This window comes from Sphingopyxis sp. SE2, assembly GCF_032227185.1.
Taxonomy (GTDB): domain Bacteria; phylum Pseudomonadota; class Alphaproteobacteria; order Sphingomonadales; family Sphingomonadaceae; genus Sphingopyxis.
In genome coordinates this window covers 3,647,829-3,667,799 of record NZ_JAPMXW010000001.1, presented here as the reverse complement: position 1 = coordinate 3,667,799, position 19,971 = coordinate 3,647,829, and the positions used below count along the sequence as shown (strand labels likewise).

18 protein-coding genes are annotated in these 19,971 nt (G+C 66.0%); 5 read left to right on the top strand and 13 right to left on the bottom strand.

Annotation, left to right across the window (positions count from 1 at the left end):
* The first annotated feature begins 11 nt into the window (after nt 1-11).
* The 3 genes from OVY29_RS17535 (at nt 12) to OVY29_RS17525 (ending at nt 3,750) form a co-directional block, all read left to right on the top strand.
* Complete coding sequence (locus OVY29_RS17535) at nt 12-1,214, top strand: serine hydrolase domain-containing protein (protein ID WP_037553106.1); 1,203 nt, start codon at nt 12-14, stop codon at nt 1,212-1,214.
* Nucleotides 1,215-1,335: 121 nt separating this feature from the next.
* On the top strand, nt 1,336-3,369 hold the full coding sequence (locus OVY29_RS17530; RefSeq protein ID WP_037553105.1) for a 3-hydroxyacyl-CoA dehydrogenase NAD-binding domain-containing protein: 2,034 nt from the start codon (nt 1,336-1,338) through the stop codon (nt 3,367-3,369).
* 153 nt (nt 3,370-3,522) lie between these two features.
* A complete protein-coding gene (locus OVY29_RS17525; protein WP_235211406.1) occupies nt 3,523-3,750 on the top strand; it encodes a hypothetical protein in 228 nt (75 codons plus the stop codon).
* An 83-nt stretch (nt 3,751-3,833) separates the two neighbouring features.
* Here the strand turns inward: OVY29_RS17525 and mmsB are convergent, their stop codons facing one another.
* The 8 genes from mmsB to OVY29_RS17485 form a co-directional block, all read right to left on the bottom strand.
* Nucleotides 3,834-4,709, bottom strand: a complete 876-nt coding sequence (gene mmsB / locus OVY29_RS17520) for a 3-hydroxyisobutyrate dehydrogenase (RefSeq protein WP_200880123.1) — start codon at nt 4,707-4,709, stop codon at nt 3,834-3,836.
* Nucleotides 4,710-4,827: 118 nt separating this feature from the next.
* The gene (locus OVY29_RS17515) at nt 4,828-5,610 is read right to left on the bottom strand and encodes an enoyl-CoA hydratase-related protein (RefSeq protein ID WP_037553100.1); all 783 of its coding nucleotides are present in this window, start codon (nt 5,608-5,610) and stop codon (nt 4,828-4,830) included.
* A gap of 80 nt (nt 5,611-5,690) precedes the next feature.
* Entirely contained in the window at nt 5,691-6,737 is a 1,047-nt protein-coding gene (locus tag OVY29_RS17510; protein ID WP_037553099.1) for an enoyl-CoA hydratase/isomerase family protein, read from the bottom strand.
* Nucleotides 6,734-7,879, bottom strand: coding sequence for an acyl-CoA dehydrogenase family protein (locus OVY29_RS17505; protein ID WP_037553097.1), 1,146 nt, complete (start codon nt 7,877-7,879; stop codon nt 6,734-6,736). Before OVY29_RS17505 ends, OVY29_RS17510 begins: the two co-directional genes overlap by 4 nt.
* A gap of 2 nt (nt 7,880-7,881) precedes the next feature.
* Complete coding sequence (locus OVY29_RS17500; RefSeq protein WP_037553096.1) at nt 7,882-8,277, bottom strand: RidA family protein; 396 nt, start codon at nt 8,275-8,277, stop codon at nt 7,882-7,884.
* Nucleotides 8,270-8,575 (bottom strand): I78 family peptidase inhibitor, encoded by a 306-nt coding sequence (locus tag OVY29_RS17495; protein WP_037553095.1) that lies wholly within the window; start codon nt 8,573-8,575, stop codon nt 8,270-8,272. The genes OVY29_RS17500 and OVY29_RS17495 overlap by 8 nt, the downstream gene beginning before the upstream one ends.
* A gap of 25 nt (nt 8,576-8,600) precedes the next feature.
* The gene (locus tag OVY29_RS17490; protein ID WP_037553368.1) at nt 8,601-9,119 is read right to left on the bottom strand and encodes a hypothetical protein; all 519 of its coding nucleotides are present in this window, start codon (nt 9,117-9,119) and stop codon (nt 8,601-8,603) included.
* A gap of 70 nt (nt 9,120-9,189) precedes the next feature.
* A complete protein-coding gene (locus OVY29_RS17485; RefSeq protein WP_037553094.1) occupies nt 9,190-10,695 on the bottom strand; it encodes a CoA-acylating methylmalonate-semialdehyde dehydrogenase in 1,506 nt (501 codons plus the stop codon).
* Nucleotides 10,696-10,919: 224 nt separating this feature from the next.
* Here OVY29_RS17485 and OVY29_RS17480 point away from each other — a divergent pair, with 224 nt between their 5' ends.
* Nucleotides 10,920-11,807 (top strand): LysR family transcriptional regulator, encoded by an 888-nt coding sequence (locus OVY29_RS17480; protein ID WP_052181937.1) that lies wholly within the window; start codon nt 10,920-10,922, stop codon nt 11,805-11,807.
* A 115-nt stretch (nt 11,808-11,922) separates the two neighbouring features.
* On the opposite strand, the gene OVY29_RS17475 is transcribed toward OVY29_RS17480, so the two are convergent.
* Genes OVY29_RS17475 through OVY29_RS17460 form a run of 4 tightly spaced genes read right to left on the bottom strand, consistent with a single transcriptional unit; the run spans nt 11,923 to nt 16,773 of the window.
* A complete protein-coding gene (locus OVY29_RS17475) occupies nt 11,923-13,239 on the bottom strand; it encodes a mannitol dehydrogenase family protein (protein ID WP_313911804.1) in 1,317 nt (438 codons plus the stop codon).
* Nucleotides 13,236-14,648 (bottom strand): glucuronate isomerase, encoded by a 1,413-nt coding sequence (uxaC, locus tag OVY29_RS17470; RefSeq protein ID WP_313911803.1) that lies wholly within the window; start codon nt 14,646-14,648, stop codon nt 13,236-13,238. Before uxaC ends, OVY29_RS17475 begins: the two co-directional genes overlap by 4 nt.
* Before the next feature lie 4 nt (nt 14,649-14,652).
* On the bottom strand, nt 14,653-15,960 hold the full coding sequence (locus tag OVY29_RS17465) for an MFS transporter (protein WP_052182461.1): 1,308 nt from the start codon (nt 15,958-15,960) through the stop codon (nt 14,653-14,655).
* Nucleotides 15,961-15,981: 21 nt separating this feature from the next.
* The gene (locus OVY29_RS17460) at nt 15,982-16,773 is read right to left on the bottom strand and encodes a 2-keto-4-pentenoate hydratase (protein WP_313911802.1); all 792 of its coding nucleotides are present in this window, start codon (nt 16,771-16,773) and stop codon (nt 15,982-15,984) included.
* Between the two features lie 100 nt (nt 16,774-16,873).
* On the opposite strand from OVY29_RS17460, the gene OVY29_RS17455 reads away from it, so the two are divergent.
* A complete protein-coding gene (locus OVY29_RS17455; protein WP_313911801.1) occupies nt 16,874-18,370 on the top strand; it encodes an altronate dehydratase family protein in 1,497 nt (498 codons plus the stop codon).
* Here OVY29_RS17455 and OVY29_RS17450 read toward each other — a convergent pair.
* Nucleotides 18,367-19,971 carry a family 43 glycosylhydrolase gene (locus OVY29_RS17450; protein WP_081933226.1) on the bottom strand — a complete coding sequence of 535 codons (1,605 nt, stop codon included), beginning with the start codon at nt 19,969-19,971 and terminating at the stop codon, nt 18,367-18,369. The two genes, OVY29_RS17455 and OVY29_RS17450, sit on opposite strands and share 4 nt — an antisense overlap.

Here is a 19,971-nt window from a genome sequence, read left to right as displayed (position 1 = left end):
GGCAGCGCTGCATGACCCACGGATTCGACACGACGCGGCTCGACCGCATCCCCGCCTTTCTCGCCGCCAAATATGTCGACACCGGCCGCCTGCCGCACGCCGCGACGCTCGTATCGCGGCGCGGCGAGATCGCGCATCGCTCGTGCATCGGCGACGCGCGGCCCGGCGAGGCGCTGAAGGACGACGCGATCTTTCGCATCGCGAGCATGACCAAGCCGATCACCAGCATCGCCTTCATGATGCTGGTCGAGGAGGGCAAGGTCGCGCTGTCCGATCCGTTGGTGAAGTTCTGCCCCGAGTTCAAGGACACCGGCGTCTTCGTCGCGGGCGGCGGCAATGTCCCCTTCCTGACGCGACCGCCCGCGTCGCCGATCCGCATGGTCGATTTGCTGCGCCATACGTCGGGACTGACCTATGGCTTTCAGGAGCGCACCCCGGTCGACGCGGCTTATCGCAAGGCGCGGATCGACGATTTCGATGCCGATTACACGATGGACAGCTTTATCGCCGACCTCGCGAAAATCCCGCTGCAATTCGACCCCGGCGCGCACTGGAATTATTCGATGGCGACCGACGTGCTCGGCGCGGTGATCGAGCGGATCGAGGGTAAGCCGTTCGCAGAGGTGTTGCAGGAGCGCATCTTTGGCCCGCTCGGCATGGTCGACACCGGGTTCCGGGTGCCCGCCGACCAGCAGCACCGCCTGACCGACGCCTATGCCTTTCACCCCAAGAACAAGATGCAGGGCTTCGACGAAGGCGCGCGCAGCCGCTGGGCGAAGGAGCGCAGTTTCCACTCGGGTGGCGGCGGGCTTGCCTCGACGCTGGGCGATTATCACCGCTTCTGCCTGATGCTGCTTGGCGGTGGTAAATTGGGCAACACACGGATCGTCAGCCGCAAGACGCTCGATCTGATGACATCGAACCACCTCGTCGGCGGCGGCGATTTGACGCAGCACAGCGTCGGCATTTTCAGCGAGGACGAGAATGCCGGGGTCGGCTTCGGGCTCGGCTTCGCGGTCACGCTCGATCCGGCGCGCGCGGGCATTCCCGGCTCGGCGGGCGACTTTTACTGGGGCGGCATGTTCTCGACCGGCTTCTTCGTCGATCCGGTCGAGGAGATTTGCATGGTCTTCATGACCCAGCTCATGCCTTCCTCCACCTATCCCGTGCGGCGCGAGGTCAAGACGCTTGTCCACGCCGCGATCGATGACTGAAATGCAACACCACCTCTCCGTTCGTGTCGAGCGAAGTCGAGACACCCGTCGAACGGGCGCCTAGCCCGAGGGGCATCTCGACTTCGCTCGATGCGAGCGGCCTATTTGAAGGAGTTCTCCCATGACCGAAGAAACCCCCGTATCCGTCACGATGGAAAAGGATGGCGAAATCGCCGTCATCATCGTCAACAACCCGCCGGTCAACGCGCTCTCCTGGCACGTCCGGCAGGGGCTCGAGGATAATTTCACCGCCGCGCTCGCCGACGATGGCGTCAAGGCGATCGTGCTGCGCTGCGCCGGCGCGACCTTCATCGCGGGCGCCGACATCAGCGAATTCGGCAAGCCGCCGCGCGGCCCCGATTTCAACGCGGTGCTCAACAGCATCGAAGCGGCATCGAAGCCCGTCGTCGCGGCGATCCACGGGACGGCGCTCGGCGGCGGTCTCGAAACCGCGCTCGTCTGTCATTACCGTGTTGCGGTGCCCTCGGCGAAGCTCGGCGTGCCCGAGGTGAAGCTCGGCCTGCTCCCCGGCGCGGGCGGCACGCAGCGCCTGCCGCGCGTCGTCGGCGTCGAAGCCGCCGCGACGATGACCTCGACCGGCGATCCGCTGCCCGCATCGAAGGCCAAAGAGCTAGGCCTCGTTGACGAACTGGCGGGCGAGGACAGCCTTGCCGCCGATGCGATCGCCTTCGCCCGCGCCAAGATCGCCGACGGCCCGCGCCCGACGCGCGAACGTCCGGTATTCGGCGACGTTGCGGTGATCGAACAGCTCAAGGCCAAGAATGCCAAGCGCTGGCGCGGGTTCGAGGCGCCCTATGCCAACCTCGCCTGCGTCGAGGCGGCGACGCGCCTGCCCTTCGACGAAGGCCTCGCCTTCGAGCGCGAGCAGTTCATGAAGCTGATGTTCGGCAGCCAGTCGGCGGCACAGCGGCACATCTTCTTCGCCGAGCGTCAGGCGGCCAAGATCGACGGCCTGCCCAAGGACACGCAGCTGCGCGAGATCAAAAAGGTCGGCATCATCGGCGCCGGCACGATGGGCGGCGGGATCATGATGAACTTCCTGCAGAAGGGCATTCCGTGCACGATAGTCGAAATGCAACAGGACGCGCTCGACCGCGGGCTGGGCGTCGTGCGCAAGAACTACGACGCGTCGGCCGCCAAGGGCCGCTTCAAGCCCGAACAGGTCGAGGCTATGATGGGGCTGATCACCCCCTCGCTCAGCCTCGACGACCTGGCCGACTGCGACCTCATCATCGAGGCGGTCTATGAGAATATGGACGTCAAGAAGGACATTTTCGGCAAGCTCGACAAGATCGCGAAGCCCGGCGCGATCCTCGCGTCGAACACCTCCTATCTCGACATCGACGAAATCGCGACCGCGACGAGCCGCCCCGGCGACGTGCTGGGCATGCACTTCTTCTCGCCCGCCAACGTCATGAAGCTGCTCGAGGTCGTGCGCGGCGACAAGACCGCGCCCGACGCGCTGGCGACGGCGATGGCGATCGGCAAAAAGATCGGGAAGGTCGCCGTGGTCGCGGGCGTGTGCGACGGCTTTATCGGCAACCGGATGCTGAAGCCGCGCCAGATGGAGGCGATGAAGCTGCTGCTCGAAGGCGCGACGCCGGCGCAGGTCGACAAGGTGCATGTCGAGTTCGGGATGCCGATGGGGCCGTTCCAGATGAGCGACCTTGCCGGCGTCGACATCGGCTGGCACCGCGACCCCAACCGCATCGAAAGCATCCGCGACGCGCTCGCCGCCGAAGGCCGATGGGGCCAGAAGAAGCAAGCAGGTTTCTACGACTATGACGAAAAGCGCACGCCGAGCGAAAGCCCGCGCGTTGCCGAGATCATCGAGGAATTCCGCCAAAAGGCGGGAGTCGAGAAGCGCGAGATCACCGATCAGGAGATCATCGAGCGCACCCTCTATCCGATGGTCAACGAAGGCGCGCTGATCCTGTCCGAAGGCAAGGCGCAGCGGGCGAGCGACATCGATGTCGTGTGGATCTATGGCTATGGCTGGCCGGTCTATCGCGGCGGCCCGATGTTCTGGGCGGGGCTGGAAGGCACCGACAAGATCGTCGCGGCGCTCGAGAAACATGGTTTCGAAATCGCGCCGCTGCTCAAGGAGAAAGCGGAGGCGAAATCGGGCTTCTGAGCCCGCGCACGCTCACGAAAAGCAGGCCGTCTGTCCCGCTGCGGGGCAGGCGGCCTTTCTTTTGCCCGGAGGCGGCCGCAGGCGTGAGCGAAAACTTGCGATTCAGGGTCAAAGCGCTGGCAAGACCCGCCGTTACGGCAGAGCATGAACGCCATGTCCGCCCTTGCCCTCCTGTTGCTCACCGGCAGCGTGCCGGTAACCGCTCTCGTAGCGACGCCGCAGGTTAGCGCGATCGGCGTCGCGCGCGCGCGAATATTGGCGCCGGCCGAAGTGCGCCGCATCGATGGCCGGATCGAGGTACGCACCGGCGAGCACAAGGCCCCGACGCAGGTGCATCGCACCGAGCGCCGCGACGGCGGCGAGACGGCGGATTTTTACTGAGGCCCGTCGCCCCCGCGAAGGCGGGGGCCGCTATCAGCCTTACGCTACCTTTCCAGCGGCCCCCGCCTTCGCGGGGGCGACGACTAGGATTGAAGCGTCTTGATGATCGCCGAAAAGTCGCGGCCGTCCTTGTCGGCCTCGACGAATGCCTCGTACAATTCGCGCGCCTTCGACCCCATCGGGACGTCGGCATCGACGCTGGCGGCCGCCTCCATGGCAAGGCGCAAATCCTTGAGCATCAGCGCGGCGGCGAAGCCGCCCTTGTAATCATTGTCGGCGGGCGTCGTCGGCCCGACGCCGGGGAGCGGCGCGTAGCTGGTGAGCGACCAGCATTGCCCCGACGACACGCTGGCGATGTCGAAGAATTTCTGCGGATCGAGCCCGAGCTTCTGCGCGAGCGCGAGCGTTTCGCACGTCGCGATCATCGACGCGCCGAGCAGCATGTTGTTGCAGATTTTCGCTGCCTGCCCCGCGCCGGCGCCGCCCGCATGGATCACCGCCTTGCCCATCTTGGCGAGGATCGGTTCGGCGCGCGCGAAACCTTCGTCCGTGCCGCCGACCATGAAGGTCAAGGTTCCCGCATTGGCGGCGGCGATACCGCCCGAGACGGGCGCGTCGACCGCGACGAGGCCCTTGGCGGTCGCGGCTTCGATATTGGCGCGCGCGGTCGCGACGTCGATCGTCGAGCAGTCGAGCAGCAGCGTGCCCGGCGCGGCGTTGGGAAAGACGTCGCTTTCGTAGACACCCGCGACATGCTTGCCCGCGGGGAGCATGGTGACGACGGCTTCGGCGCCGGTGACGGCTTCGGCCGCCGATGCGGCGCGGGTGCAGCCGGCTTCGACGGCGCGCGCCAATGCTTCCTCGCTGAGGTCGAAGGCGCGGACGTCGTGGCCCGCTTTCGCAAGGTTGGCGGCCATGCCGCCGCCCATGTTTCCGAGTCCGATGAATGCGATTTTCATTATCTCTCCCCTCCCGCTTGCGGGAGGGGCCGGGGGAGGGCCTGTCCCGAATATTGAACTGGTGGAGAGGAAACAGACCCTCCCCTAACCCCTCCCGCAAGCGGGAGGGGAACTGGGCTCACCGCCCCTTCCACACGCCTTCGCGCTTTTCGATGAAGGCGGCCATGCCTTCGGCCTTGTCCTCGGTCGCGGCGAGGATCTGGAACAGGCGGCGTTCGTAGATGAGGCCCTGGTCGAGCGTGGTTTCGAACGCGGCGTTGACCATGTCCTTGTTCACCATCGCGGCCATCGGCGGCATCGCGGCGATCGTGGTCGCGGTCTTCACCGCTTCCTCGACCAGCGTTTCATGCGCGACGACGCGCGCGACGAGGCCCGAGCGCTCGGCTTCGGCGGCGTCCATCATCCGGCCGGTGAGGCACATTTCCATCGCCTTCGCCTTGCCGATCGCGCGCGTCAGCCGCTGCGACCCGCCCATGCCGGGGGCGACACCGAGCTTGATTTCGGGCTGACCGAACTTCGCCTTGTCCGACGCGATGATGAAGTCGGCCATCATCGCAAGTTCGCAGCCGCCGCCCAAGGCAAAGCCATTCACCGCCGCGATCCACGGCTTGCGCACCTTCTTCACGAAGTCGCTTGTCCATTTCGAGAAGAAATCCTGAAGGTAGAAATCGGCCGCCGGCTTGTCGGCCATTTCCTTGATGTCGGCGCCCGCAGCGAAGGCCTTGTCGCCCGATCCGGTGAGCACCGCACAGCGCTGGCTGGCATCGGCCTCGAAGGCGGTGAAGGCGGCGATCAGATCGTCGAGTACGCTCGAATTCAGCGCGTTCAGCGCCTGCGGGCGGTTGAGCGTCACCAGCGTGACGGCCCCGCGCGTTTCGACGAGGAGGGTTTCGTAGGTCATCTTTTTTCTCCGTCGCCCCCGCGAAGGCGGGGGCCGTTGGCGTTAAAGTCTGGCGGCCCCCGTCTTCACGGGGGCGACGATCAAGTCAGCGGGGTCCATTTCTCGCTCTCGGGCAAAGGCGCGAAGATCGCGTCGATCCAGTCGTCGGTGACCGCTTCGGGGGTCGGCGGATCCCATTTCGGGCTGTTGTCCTTGTCGATGATCAGCGCGCGGACGCCTTCGATGAAGTCGTGCATCGAAACGACGCGGCTTCCGATCGCATATTCCTGCGTCATCTGCGCGGCGAAGTCGTGCATCTCGCCGCCTTCCTTGAGCTGGCGGAGCGCGACCTTGCAGGTCTGCGGGCTCTTGCCGTGGAGCGTTGCCAGCTCCTTGGCCGCCCATTCGCCGCCGTCGGCTTCGAGCGCGGCGAGAATGTCCTCATAGGTGTCGCTCGCGAACAGGCGGTTGATCCGTTCGAGATTCTGGGTGATGCTGGCGGGCGGCGCGGTGACCGACAGCTCGCCCAAGATGCCGCCGATGCGGTCGGGGGCGACCGCGATGCGTTCCTTGGCCTCGGCAAGTTTCTCCGACGGCAGATAATGCGTCGCGAGGCCGAGCGCGAGACATTCGGCGCCGTCGAGCCGCGCGCCGGTGAGCGCGAGATAAGCACCAACGCGCCCTTCGAGCCGCGGCAGATACCAGCCGCCGCCGACGTCGGGGAAAAGGCCGATTCCCGTTTCGGGCATCGCGAAGCGCGTATGCTCGGTCGCGACGCGATATTTCGCCGGCTGCGAAATGCCGACCCCGCCGCCCATGGTGATGCCGTCCATGAAGGCGACGACGGGTTTGGGGTAGGTGAAGAGCAGGTGGTTGAGGCGATATTCGGTGTGGAAGAAGGCGCGCGCCTCTTTGCCGTCCTTCGCCCCGCTCTCCGCGAGCATGCGGATGTCGCCGCCCGCGCAGAAACCGCGTCCCTCGCTATGATCGATGATCACCGCCTCGACTGCATCATCATCGCGCCACTTTAAAAGCGCGTCGATCATCGCTTCGCACATGGCGAGATTGAGCGCATGGATCGCCTTGGGGCGGTTGAGCGAGATGCGGCCGACGCGGACGTCGGTTGCAATCAATACATCTTCGGTCATTGGCGCAGCAGGTCCCTTCCGACGATCATCCGCATCACCTGATTGGTGCCTTCGAGGATCGAATGAACGCGAAGGTCGCGCCAGAAACGCTCGATCGGATAATCCCTGAGATAGCCATAGCCGCCGAACAACTGGAGCGCGTCGTTGACGATCTTGCTGCCATTGTCGGTCGCGAGTCTTTTCGCCATCGCCGAGAAGCGCGACTTGTCGGGCGCGTTCGCGGTGACCTTCGCCGCCGCCATGTAAAGCAGCGCGCGCGACGCTTCGAGGTCGGTCGCCATGTCGGCGAGCATGAACTGAGTGTTCTGGAAATCGGCGATCGGGGACCCAAACTGCTGGCGATCCTTGGTGTAGGCGATCGCTTCGTCGAGACAGCGCTGCGCGCCGCCGAGCGAACAGGCGCCGATATTGAGCCGCCCGCCGTCGAGCCCCGCCATCGCGAAGCGGAAGCCGTCGCCTTCGGCGCCGACCAGATTCTCGGCGGGCACGCGGCAATCCTCGAAGATCACCTGCGCGGTGGGGGAGGCGTTCCACCCGAGCTTCTTCTCGGGCGCACCGAAGCTGAGGCCCGGCGTGTCCTTTTCGACGACGAGGCAGGAGATGCCTTTCGACTTCTCGTCGCCGGTGCGGACCATGCAGACATAGATGTCGTTATGGCCCGCGCCCGAGATGAACTGCTTGGTGCCGTTCAGGACATAATGGTCGCCGTCCCTTTTCGCCGTCGTCTTGAGCGCCGCGGCGTCCGACCCCGAGCCCGGCTCGGTCAGGCAATAACTCGCGATCTTTTCCATGCTGACGAGGTCGGGCAGGAAGCGCGCCTTGACCTCCGCTCCGCCGAAGCGGTCGATCATCCACGTCGCCATATTGTGGATCGAGACATAAGCGGATGTAGCGGGGCAGCCATAGGCCATCGCCTCCATAATCAGCGCCGCCTCGAGCCGGCCGAGCCCGATGCCGCCGGACTCCTCGGCGACGTAGATCGCGCCGAAGCCGAGCTCGCCCGCCGCCTTCCACACGTCGACGGGATAGTGGCTTTTCTCGTCCCACTCGGCCGCGAAGGGCGTGATGCGATCGGCGGTGAATTTGCGCGCCATGTCCTGGATGGCGAGCTGGTCATCGGTAAGCTGGAACTGGTCGGTCATGGTCATTTCTCTAGAATCGCTTCGGCTTCGATTTCGACTTTCCACTCGGGGCGGATCAGCGCGGGGATGACGAGCATCGTCGAGGCGGGACGGATGTCGCCGAACATCGCGCCGTGCGCGCGGCCGACGAGGTCGGCGTCGGCGGGGTCGGTGATATACATGCGCGTGCGCACGACGTCGGCGGGCGATCCGCCGAGCGCCGCGAGCGCCTCGGCGATGATCGTCAGGCAGCGCGCCGCCTGAACCCCCGCATCGCCGACGGTCGAACTGCCGTCGGCCTCGATCGGCGCACAGCCCCCCACGTCGATGCGGTCCCCCACCCGAACCGCGCGGCTGTAGCCGTAGACCGGTTCGAACGGGGACGCCGAGGAGTGATGACGCCGCGACGCGTCAGCCACAGGTGACCTGTGTGATCTTCGACGCATCGTCGTACATGACGTTCACGCGGTCGACGCGATAGTCCATCGTCATCGCCGAGCGCGGCGGGCCCCAGCGCAATGTGCGCGCGCCCGATGCCTTGAGGATCGCGGCGCCGAGATCGGGGGTGACGGTCTGGCCGACATAGGACTGCACCGCGTCCGCCTTGCACGTCATTTCGGCCTCGGGCGGCGGCGGGGTCGATTCGACAGGCGCATCGCTGCTCGAGCAGGCGGCAAGCGGCAGGGCGGCGACAAGTGCGAGCAAGCGAATGTCCATCGATAATCTCCCTTTCAAAAAACCGTCATCCGGCGCAGCGCGTATAGCGCATCGCGCCCGCTGCGGCACCCTCACCCGAATCGCGGCGAACGAGCGTCTTGCCGCCATCGGCGAGATCGAGCTGCATCCGGCGATCCCATTCCTCGCCCTCGCCGCTGAATTTATAGTCGGCGACGATGCTGTTCGCGTCGCTCTTCTGCACGCCGGCAAGCTCGCCGTGCGACTCGAAGAAACGCAAATTTGTTGCGTCGATGGTCAACGCGGTGAGGTCGGCGCCCTTTTTTGCGGCGCAATCGGCGGCCTTCAGCGCCCAGCGGCCGCGGATCGCGGAGGGGATCGTCTTGCCGTCGACTTTGTCGCCGGGCTCGGTCTTTGCCGGCGCTTCGGGTTCTGCGTCCGGCGCAGGCGTTTCGGCGGGCGCCGGGCGCTCGGCCTTTTGCAGCGGGCCGATATCCGAGCTGGCTTCGGGTCCCGTTTCCTCATCCTGTCCGCCGCTGCACGCCGTGAGCATTAACAGCGCGGCCGGCATCGTCCATCGCATCATCGTCATTCTCCTTCGCGGGAGAAATGTTCGACCGGGCGCAGAGGTTTCACCGGTGCGCCCGATCCGCACATCAGCCCATCGTCGGAATCACGAAGGCGTTGCCGGCGTCGCCGACCCCACCCGCCGCGCCGTCGGGCCAGCGCTGGGTGATTGTCTTGACCTTGGTCCAGAATTTCACGCCTTCCATGCCGTGCTGGTTGGTGTCGCCGAACGCCGAGCGCTTCCAGCCGCCGAAGCTGTGATAGGCCACCGGCACCGGGATCGGCACGTTGATACCGACCATGCCGACTTGCACGCGCGCGGCGAATTCGCGCGCGGCGTGGCCGTTGCGCGTGAAGATCGCGACGCCGTTGCCATATTGGTGCTTCGACGGCAGCTCGAGCGCGGTTTCGAAATCGGGCGCGCGGACGATCTGGAGCACGGGACCGAAGATTTCTTCCTTGTACGATTCCATGTCGGGGGTGACATGGTCGAACAGGGTCGGGCCGACGAAGAAGCCCTTTTCGTGGCCCTGCAAGGTGAAGCCGCGGCCATCGACGACGAGTTCGGCGCCTTCGTCGGCGCATTTGGCGATCCAGCCTTCGACCTTTTCCTTGTGCGCCTGCGTCACCACGGGGCCATAATGCGCCTCGGCATCGGTCGATACGCCGACGCGCAGCGCCTCGATCGCGGGGATCAGTTTTTCGCGCAGGCGGTTGGCGGTGTCCTCGCCCACGGGCACGACGACGGGCAGCGCCATGCAGCGTTCGCCCGCCGAACCGAAGGCGGCGCCGGTGAGGTCGTTCACCACCTGGTCGAGATCGGCGTCGGGCATGACGATGCCATGGTTCTTCGCGCCGCCCATCGCCTGCACGCGCTTGCCGTTGGCGACGCCGCGGTTGTAGACATAATGCGCGATGTCCGACGAGCCGACGAAGCTGACCGCGCCGATGTCGGGATGGTCGAGGATCGCATCGACCATTTCCTTGTCGCCGTGGACGGTCTGGAAAATGCCTTCGGGCATGCCGGCTTCGAGGAAGAGTTCGGACAGGCGAACAGGGACCGAGGGGTCGCGCTCGCTGGGCTTCAAGATGAAGGCGTTGCCGGTCGCGGTCGCGACGCCGCCCATCCATAACGGGATCATCGCGGGGAAGTTGAACGGGGTGATGCCCGCGCCGATGCCGATCGGCTGGCGCATCGAATAGACGTCGATGCCGGGGCCGGCGCCCTGCGTATATTCGCCCTTCAGCACATGCGGGATGCCGCAGCAGAATTCGATGACTTCGAGGCCGCGCTGGATGTCGCCCTTCGAATCGGCGATCACCTTGCCATGCTCGCTCGACAGCATTTCGGCGAGCTGGTTCATATTGGCTTCGACGAGCCGCTTGAATTCGAACATCACGCGCGCGCGGCGCTGTGGGTTCGTTGCGGCCCATGCGGGCTGCGCGGCCTTGGCGGCGGCGACGGCGCGGTCGAGGATGGCGCGGTCGCCGAGCGCGACCCGCGCCTGCACGCCGCCATTGTTCGGGTCAAAGACGTCGCCTTGGCGGGCGCTGCCGCCGGCTCCGCCGACGATGTGATGGTCGATCTGTCGCATGGAGGATCCTTCCCTGACGCTTAACCAAATTCCCGCATCCCCGAGCGAAGACGAGGGGCTCGTTCGAGCGTAGCGAGAACCGTCTACGCTGCCGCCTCGACTTCGCTCGGCTTAGCCCCTCGTCTTCGCTCGGGGATGCGGAGATTGTCGGAGGCTCTCTCATACGAGTTACGGGCCGATGGCAAGGGATAGACTTGCAGTCCAATACTGCATATTTGCAGTTGATGGACTGGGACAAGCTGCAATATTTCCTGTTCGTCGCACGCCACGGCTCACTTGCGCGCGCCGGGGCGGCGCTGCATGTCGACGCAACGACGGTGAGCCGCCAGATCAGCGCGCTCGAAACCGCGCTCCAGCAGACGCTCTTCGAACGCGCGACGACGGGTTTCGTTCTGACCGCGGCGGGCCGCGCGCTCGTTCCGCACGCCGAAGCGATGGCGGCGGCGGCGGCGCGCATCCACAAGGCTTCCGAAGGCGGATCGGACCTGTCGGGGCAACTCCGCGTAAGCGTCTCCGAAGGGTTCGGCAACAGCTTCATCGCGCCGCGGCTCGGGCGTTTCGTCGCGGCGCATCCCGAGCTCGAGATCGACCTTGTCGCCTCGTCAGGCTTCCTCAATCCGTCGCGGCGCGAGGCCGATATGGCGGTGCTGCTCGCGCGGCCGCGCAAGGGCCCGCTGATCACGCGCAAGCTCTCCGACTACAGTCTCGGCCTCTATGCCCCCGCCGACCGGCCCGACTGGCAGGACGCGGTCGCCGCGGCGCCCCTGTCGCGCGCGGGGATTCCGGTGATCGGATATATGCCCGACATCCTTTATGCGCCCGAACTCGATTATCTCGGCGAGATCGAGCCCGGACTACGCGCCAATGTGCGCTCCTCGTCGATCCTCGCGCAGCGACGGATGATCGCGGGCGGCGCGGGGGTCGGTGTGCTCCCCTGCTTCCTCGCGGCGGGTGACCCGGCGCTGGTGCGCGTGCGGGGCGATCAAGTCATCGCGCGCGCCTTCTGGCTCGCGCTCCACCGCGACGTTGCGCCGCAGCCGCGCATCCGCGCCTTTATCGACTGGCTCGATGCGGAGGTAAGGGAGAGCCGGGGGTTGTTGGTGCCGGATTAGCGCCTACCTCGAATCCGTTCGTGCTGAGCTTGTCGAAGCACCGTCCTTCTTTCTTCCGGCGTCGCAAGAAAGAACGGCCCTTCGACAAGCTCAGGGCGAACGGATCATATGGGATTTATGGCCGCCAGTCCGAAGCGACCAGCCCGCCGTCGCCGAATATCCGTTCGATCGCGTAAGGGCCTGCCGCCGCTTCGCGCAACTTGTCTGCAAGCGGGTCGTCGATCGGACGATCGCTCCGCAGAAAGGCAATCCATGCCGCGATCGCTACTTCGATCGACGGGCAACGCGTCCCGCGCGCCTGATGCCAGGCCATGGTTTCGAGCCAGCGCTGTGGGATCTTCTGGCTGCCGTCCATCGCGATCTGGATCAGCCGGTGGTCGAGCGCGGGGTTGGCGAAGCGGCCCAGCAGCGCATCGGCATAGGCGGCGAGATCCTGCCCCGGCGCGGCGTCGATCGTCGGCGCGGCTTCGCCCAGCATCAGCCGTTCGATGACCGGACGGATTTCGGGATCGGCGATCGCCTGATGGACAAATTCGTGTCCGCGCCCCAGTCCGATATAGGCGAGCGCCGAATGCGCGCCGTTGAGCATGCGCAGCTTCGCGGCCTCATAGGGCGCGACGTCGGCCACCAGTTTGGCGCCTCCAGCTTCCCAGCGCGGGCGCGGGCCGGCGAAATCATCCTCGATCACCCACTGGCTGAAAGCTTCGGTGACCACCGCGCCCTCGTCGCGTGCGCCGAGCGCGGCTTCGACCGCGGCGCGGTCGGCGTCGGTCGTGGCGGGGACGATGCGGTCGATCATCGTCGCGGGACAGGTGCATTCGCCATCGAACCACGCCGACAGGTCGGGGTGATAGGCGGCGAGATATTCGCGCATCAAACGGCGCAGCACCGCGCCATTGCCCGCGAGATTGTCGCAGCTGAGCAAGGTGAGCCCGCCGAGCCCCGCCGCCTTGCGCGCCGCGAGCCCGGCGGCGAGGAAGCGATAGAGACTTGGGTTCCCGACCGCTGCGGCGAGGTCGAGCGAGCTGTCGGAGCGGCGCAGATAGCCTTTCTCGGTGACGGTGAAGCTGACGATATGCGTGCATGGCGCCGCGATCGCATCGATCACCGCCTGGCCGTCGCCGGCCGCGACGAGCACTTTCTGCACCGCGCCGATCAGGCGGAGCCGCGTGCCCGCGGCGCTGCGCGTGCTGACGGTATAGAGCCCGTCCTGCGGACCCAGCTGCGCCGCGACGTCGCCCGAGCGCAGCGACACGCCGATAATGCCCCAGTCGCGGTCGCCCGCGCCCATCGCATCGTCGGTGTAGACGGCCTGATGCGCGCGGTGGAAGGCGCCGATGCCGATATGGACGATGCCCGCCGCCTGGGCGGCGCGGTCGTAACCCGGCGCCTGCACCGACGCCGGGAGCGGTGTTTGTGCCGACAGCCTCACAGCTTGTACGCCGCCTTGGCGAGATTGTAGCTGAGGTCGACCGCGAGTTCGGCCGCCTCCCATTCCTCCATCCGGTGCTCGGCGACCAATTGCGCGAGGAAGCCGCAATCGATGCGCCGCGCGACGTCGTGGCGCGCGGGGATCGAGAGGAAGGCGCGCGTGTCGTCATTGAAGCCGACTGTATTATAGAAGCCTGCGGTCTCGGTGGTCTGGCTGCGGAAGCGCCGCATCCCCTCGGGGCTGTCGTGGAACCACCACGCCGGGCCGAGCTTCAGCGCCGGATAATGGCCCGCAAGCGGCGCCAACTCTCGCGCGTAGCTCGTCTCGTCGAGCGTGAAGAGGATTAGAGTCAGCGCAGCTTCGTTGCCATATTTTCCGAGCAATGGGCGCAGCGCGTGGACATAGTCGGTCGCCATCGGGATATCGGCGCCCTTGTCGCGGCCATAATGTTCGAACAGCCAAGGGTTGTGGTTGCGGAAGGCGCCGGGGTGGATCTGCATGACGAGCCCGTCGTCGAGGCTCATCCCCGCCATCACCGTCAGCATATGCGCGCGGAACAGCTCGGCATCGGCGGCGCTGACATCGTCGCCAGTGACGCGTGCGAAGAGAACTTCGGCTTCAGCGTCCGAGAGATCGGCGGTTGCGGCGGTCGGGTGGCCGTGGTCGGTCGAGGTCGCGCCCATTTCAGCGAAGAAAGCGCGGCGGTTGCGGTGGGCGGCGAGATAACCGGCGTAGCTGAACGCATCTTCGCCCGACAGTTCGGAAAAGCGCTGGAGATTATCGCGAAAGCCTTCGAATTCGGGGTCGACGACCGAGTCGGGGCGATAGGCGGTGATCACGCGCCCGCCCCATTCGCCGCTGGCATTCGCGGCGCGGATCGCGGCGTGGTGTTCGAGCGTGTCGAGGGGGCTTTCGGTCGTCGCGATCACCTCGATCCCGAAGCGGTCGAAGAGCGCGCGCGGGCGGAAGGCGTCGGTCGAAAGTGCCTCGGTGATATGGTCGTAATAAAGGTCCGAGGTCTCGGCCGAAAATTGCACGTCGAAGCCGAACGCCTCGGCGAACACCCAGTCCATCCACATCCGCGACGGGGTGCCGCGAAAGAGATGGTAGTTTTGCGCGAAGAGCCGCCAGCTTTCACGCGGATCGGCCGCCGGGTTGCGGATGCCGAGCGCACCCAGCGATATGCCCTGCGAATAGAGCATCCGAAATACATAATGATCGGGGTGAAGCAGCAGCTCCGCCGCATTGCCGAAGGGCGCGTTGCCCGCAAACCAGCCGGGATCGGTGTGGCCGTGCGGGCTGACGATCGGCAGACCCGCCACTTCCCCATAGAGCCGGCGCGCGATGTCGCGCTGCGCCGGATCGGACGGAAAGAGGCGGTCGGGGGAGAGGAGCAGCGGACGCGGCATCGCGCTATTTCGCGCTTTCGACGCTGACCGGCGCAAGGCGCGGGCTCAGGATATGCACCGCGAGCACGGCGAGGAAATAGACGGTCGTGCAGGCGGCGAAGATGAGCGTGTAATTGCCCCCCGTCGCGTCGAGCACGAGCCCGGTCGATTTGGCCATGATCATGCCGCCGACGCCGCCCATGAAGCCGCCGAGCCCGATCACCGATCCGACCGCGCGTTTGGGGAACATGTCGGGCGGGATCGACAGGATCGTCGACGAAAAGGCCTGATGCCCGGCGAGCGCAATGCCGATCAGCACGACCGCGAGCCACATATTGTCGAGCCCGGTGACGAACAGCAGCGGCAGCACGCAGAGGCCCGCGCCGATCATCGTGACCTTGCGCGCGAAATTGACGCTGTGGCCCGCCTGGATGAGCTTCGACGACACCCAGCCGCCGAGGATGCTGCCGGCGTCGGAGAGCAGATACATGATGATCATCGGCAGCAGCACGATCTTCAGGTCGACGTCATAGGTGGTGCTGAAATATTTGGGCAGCCAGAAGAGCATCAGGAACCACACTGGGTCGGTCAGGAATTTGGCGACCGCGAACGCCCACGCCTCGCGCTTGGTGACGATGGCGCCCCAGCCGAGCCGCTCGACCTTTTCGGGCGGGTCATGTTCGATCCATGCGAGTTCGGCCTCGCTGACCTTTCCGCTCTCGCGCGGATTGCTGTAGAACCAGAGCCAGAGGATCAGCAGCAGGGCGCCGAAGGCCCCGGTGTAGATGAAGGTTTCGCGCCAGTCGAAGCCGAGCACGCGCATGAACAGCGCGACCGTCGGCGCGGTCAGGATGACGCCGATCGTCGTCGCGCTGTTGACCCAGCCGATCGCATAGGAGCGTTCCTTTTGCGGGAACCATTCGCTCGACGCGCGGACGACCGAGGGGAAATGCCCCGCCTCGCCGACGCCGAGGATGACGCGCGCGAGCATGAAAGAGACGACCGACGCGGCGAAACCGTGCGCGACATGGCCGACGGTCCAGATCGAGATCGCGATCGCATAGCCGATCTTGGGGCCGAAGCGGTCGATCAGCCAACCCATGAGGAGAAAGCCCAGCGCATAGGCGAACTGGAAGGCGGTGACGATGTTGCCATAGTCGTTCTCGGTCCATTTGAGCTCGTCGCCGAGGGTCGGCGCGAGCAGCCCGAGCATGGTGCGGTCGATATAATTGACCGTGGTCGCGGCGAACAGTAGCGCGACGATCAGCCAGCGATAACGCCCCGACCGAGGCACTGGCGCCGCCGTCCCTCCGTCCGCGAATGCCTGTGCCATAATCCTCTCCTGTTATTTGCTCTAAAAGCTTCTGATCGAGCAGCCGACGCGGATTTTTCCGTCGAAGATTGCTTCGGCACGCTGGCCCGGCCGGATTTCATGGATACCGGTGATCGCACCCGCGGACACCCATGTCCCGGGTGGAATAGCTATGCCGCGCGCGCGGAGGATGCGAATCAGGAACAGCGCCGAGCCGAAGGGGCCGTCGAGCATGGCCTCCATTGTCGCGGTGCCGACGGTTTCGCCGTCGATCGTCATTTCGACCGGCATGCGGATGAGGTCGGCGTCCTCCCAGCCGGCGATCGGCGGGCCGAGGATCAGCCCCTTGTTGTTGCCATAGTCCGACGCCGTGACCGCGGGACCGTGGCGGTTGATTTCGGGAAAGGGCGAACTCGCGATTTCGATACCCGTGCGGACGTCGGCGATGCAGTGCTTCACGCTGTCGATATCATAATCGCGCGTGCCGACTTCGTCGAAACAAAGCAGCACTTCGGCCTCGGCCGCGGCGAATCCGTCGGCATAGACGGGCATCACAGGCTGTTCGGCGGCACCCACGATTTCGTCGGCGAAGATCGGGCCGGTCAGGCGGTTGCCGCCATAGCGGGTGACGAGTTCGGGCGCGATTCGTCCAACTTTCCAGCCGCCGATGCGGCGGCCGTCGAGCGCGATCGCGCTGTCCTGAATCGCATAAGCCTCGGCCATCGTCTGCGGCATCGCGCCGGGATAGGCGGTAAGCGGTGTCTTTCGCGCACGCGCGTCGATCAGGGCCCGCGCTATATTCTCTTGATCGCTTGTCGCCAGCATCTTTCTCATTTCCCTCTTCCGCGATGCGGTGTAAGAGACACCGGTGTCAAAGGCAAGCGAATATCGGATGTATGACAAATAGCCTCGTCCTGCCGGGTGTCGGGCGACGATGACCGGCGTCGGCAAAATCCATGCGATCCGCGTCCATGACGCGGACAATGTCGCGACCGCGATTGCCGATATCGGTGCGGGCGAGGCGCTCTTCGGCGATAGCGGCCTTCGCGCATCGGTCGCCGTCGAACGCGGACACAAGATCGCGCTCGCGCCGATCGCGCGCGGCGTGGCGGTGGTCAAATATGGCTTTCCGATCGGCACCGCGACCGCCGACATCGCGCCCGGCGAGCATGTGCACAGCCACAATCTGACGACCGCGCTCGGCGGTGGCGGCGACTATCTTTATGCGCCGCCTCCCGCAGGCGCGGCGCCCGCGGCCGGACCCTCCCGGACCTTTTCAGGCTATCTCCGCGCCGACGGCCGCGTCGGAACGCGCAACGAGATATGGATTCTACCGACCGTCGGCTGCGTCGGCAATCTTGCCGCACGCGTCGCGCGGATCGCGGGCGAGCGCCATGCGGGGCGCGTCGACGGGGTGCATGCCTTCAAGCATCCTTTCGGCTGTTCGCAGCTCGGCGACGACCTTGGCCATACGCGCGCGCTGCTCGCGGCGCTCGCGCAGCACCCCAATGCGGGCGGGGTGCTGATCGTCGGCCTCGGGTGCGAGAGCAACCAGCTCGGCGCGCTGCTCGATAGCATTCCCGCCGAACGCCGCGCGCATATCCGAACCCTGTCGGCGCAGGCGGTCGAGGATGACGAGGCCGTCTGCCTCGCGCTGGTCGATGAGCTGGTGGCGGAATGCGCCGATACGCCGCGCACCGATATGCCGCTGGCGAAACTGGTGCTCGGGGTCAAATGCGGCGGCTCGGACGGTCTGTCGGGCCTTACCGCCAACCCGCTCGTCGGGCGCATGGCCGATACCATCGCGGCGGCGGGCGGCAAGGTGGTGCTGACCGAAATCCCCGAAATTTTCGGCGCCGAACAGCTGCTGATGGACCGCGCGGTGTCGCGCACGGTGTTCAACGAAGCCGTCGCGCTCGTTCGCGATTTCAAGCAATATTTCATCCGTCACGGCGAACCGGTGAGCGAGAACCCCTCGCCCGGCAATATCGCGGGCGGGATCACGACGCTCGAGGAAAAGTCATTGGGCGCGGTGCAGAAGGGCGGCCAGGTGTCGCTCGTCGATGTCCGCCGCTACGGCGGCGAGGCGATGCTTCCCGGCCTCACCCTGCTCGAAGCGCCTGGCAACGATGCGGTGTCGTCGACCGCGCTGACGGCGGCGGGCGCGACGGTGATCCTCTTTACGACCGGACGCGGCACGCCGCTCGGCTTTCCGGCGCCGACCCTCAAGATCGCGTCGAACAGCGCGCTCGCCGGACGCAAGCCGGGGTGGATCGATTTCGACGCCGGGCAGGTGCTCGATGCTGGTTTCGATCAGGCTGCGGACGCGCTGCTCGACCTCGTCGCCGCCACCGCTTCGGGCGCGCCGACCAAGGCCGAAGCCAATGCGGAACGCGATATCGCGATCTGGAAATCGGGCGTGACGCTTTAATCGAACGCCGTGAAGGTGAAATTGCGGAAGCGTGCCTCCCCCGCTCCCGCCGAATAAAGGCCGGGACGCAGCATCAGGAAACCGCCGCGCACATTATGGTGATATCCCGACACCTCCATGCCGCGGTCGAAGCGGACCCACGTCTTTCCGCCGTCGCCGCTCGTGTCATAGGTGACGATATGACGGTCGTTGGTGACGCGCATCCGCATCCTTGATCCGTGCGGGTTGGCGGGGCGCGCGCGCTCGATGCCATATTGGTGGGTGACGAACCGCGCGCCGTCGAAGCCGAGCCCGCAATAGAGCCTCTCGTCATAGAAGAGGATCAGCCCCGCAGTGCCGCCCGGCGCGATCTCGATATCGCATTCGAAGCGGTACGCCTGATCGCCCGCGATCAGGAGCAGCGGCGAGGAGTCGACCGGCGCCTCGCCGCGCGCCGCCAGCACCAGTGCGCCGTCCTCGACGCGCGCGCGGCTGGGTTCGTCGGCGGCGGGCTTGAAGAAATTCCATTTGGCGCCGAGCGCAAGCGTCGCGAAATCGTCCGAAAGCGCCATGCCGTGCGGCCCTGCGACCGTGCCGCCCTTCGGCTTCGCGATCGGCCGCGACAGGTCGCCGCCCTTCATGCGGAACCAGCCGTCGCCGGTCCATTCGATCGGGTCGAGCAAAGCCTGCCGCCCGAGCGTCCAATAGCCATTCTCATAGCCATGATAGACGCTCCACCAGTCACCCGCCGGCCCTTCGACGAGCGTCGCATGGCCGCGCGACCACCATTTTTCGGCGGCCGAAACGGTGCGAACGAGCGGGTTGGCGGGGCAATTTTCCCATGGCCCGTGGATCGACTTCGACCGCGCCGCGATGACCATATGGCCGGTCGGCGGCCCGGCGGTGCCGCCGACCGCGGTGATCATGTAATAATAGGCGCCACGCCGCGTGATCTTCGGCCCCTCGGGCGCGAAACCCTCGACGACCCAGTCGGACGGATAGCGCCACGGGTCATAGACATGCTCGGGCTCGCCGACGCGCGACAGTCCGTCATCCGACAGGCGAACGCGATCGCCCCCCGACAGGAACAGCCAGCGCGACCCGTCTTCGCCGACCGCATGGCCGGGGTCGATATGGTTCGGCAGATCGAGATCGACCGGGTCGCTCCACGGTCCCTCGATCCGGTCGGCCCAGATCACCCAGCTGGTGTTCGGGCCCTTTGTGGGAATGTAGAGATAATAGCGGCCGTCATGCTTGCAGAGTTCGGGCGCCCAGACCGAACCGATATTGCGGGTCAGCGCGGGGCCGATCGGGCGCCAGTTCACCAGATCGCGCGAATGCCAGATGACCAGGCCCGGATAGCTATCGAAGGTCGAGAAGGTCATATAATAGTCGGCGCCGTCCTTCAGGATCGACGGATCGGGATGGTCGCCCGCCATGATCGGGTTGAGGAAACCTCCGTCGCCAAGGTCGGCCTTGCGCTGGCCATCGAAGCCTCTTGCCCACGCCGGCGCGGGGCCGGGTGAAGCGGGCGCCGCGCGGGCGGGGACGACTAAGCCCGCCGGGGCACCGAAACCCGTCAGCCCCGTCCCCAGCAATCCCGCTCCCGCCAGTTTGAGCAT

Coding starts and splice junctions, on each gene's coding strand:
- OVY29_RS17485 (WP_037553094.1), bottom strand. CDS start 10,695: ATGCGACAGATCGACCATCACATCGTCGGCGGAGCCGGCGGCAGCGCC.
- OVY29_RS17535 (WP_037553106.1), top strand. CDS start 12: ATGACCCACGGATTCGACACGACGCGGCTCGACCGCATCCCCGCCTTT.
- OVY29_RS17495 (WP_037553095.1), bottom strand. CDS start 8,575: ATGGACATTCGCTTGCTCGCACTTGTCGCCGCCCTGCCGCTTGCCGCC.
- OVY29_RS17460 (WP_313911802.1), bottom strand. CDS start 16,773: ATGAGAAAGATGCTGGCGACAAGCGATCAAGAGAATATAGCGCGGGCC.
- OVY29_RS17490 (WP_037553368.1), bottom strand. CDS start 9,119: ATGATGCGATGGACGATGCCGGCCGCGCTGTTAATGCTCACGGCGTGC.
- OVY29_RS17505 (WP_037553097.1), bottom strand. CDS start 7,879: ATGACCGACCAGTTCCAGCTTACCGATGACCAGCTCGCCATCCAGGAC.
- OVY29_RS17450 (WP_081933226.1), bottom strand. CDS start 19,971: ATGCTCAAACTGGCGGGAGCGGGATTGCTGGGGACGGGGCTGACGGGT.
- OVY29_RS17510 (WP_037553099.1), bottom strand. CDS start 6,737: ATGACCGAAGATGTATTGATTGCAACCGACGTCCGCGTCGGCCGCATC.
- OVY29_RS17455 (WP_313911801.1), top strand. CDS start 16,874: ATGACCGGCGTCGGCAAAATCCATGCGATCCGCGTCCATGACGCGGAC.
- OVY29_RS17480 (WP_052181937.1), top strand. CDS start 10,920: ATGGACTGGGACAAGCTGCAATATTTCCTGTTCGTCGCACGCCACGGC.
- uxaC (WP_313911803.1), bottom strand. CDS start 14,648: ATGCCGCGTCCGCTGCTCCTCTCCCCCGACCGCCTCTTTCCGTCCGAT.
- OVY29_RS17530 (WP_037553105.1), top strand. CDS start 1,336: ATGACCGAAGAAACCCCCGTATCCGTCACGATGGAAAAGGATGGCGAA.
- mmsB (WP_200880123.1), bottom strand. CDS start 4,709: ATGAAAATCGCATTCATCGGACTCGGAAACATGGGCGGCGGCATGGCC.
- OVY29_RS17525 (WP_235211406.1), top strand. CDS start 3,523: ATGTCCGCCCTTGCCCTCCTGTTGCTCACCGGCAGCGTGCCGGTAACC.
- OVY29_RS17515 (WP_037553100.1), bottom strand. CDS start 5,610: ATGACCTACGAAACCCTCCTCGTCGAAACGCGCGGGGCCGTCACGCTG.
- OVY29_RS17465 (WP_052182461.1), bottom strand. CDS start 15,960: ATGGCACAGGCATTCGCGGACGGAGGGACGGCGGCGCCAGTGCCTCGG.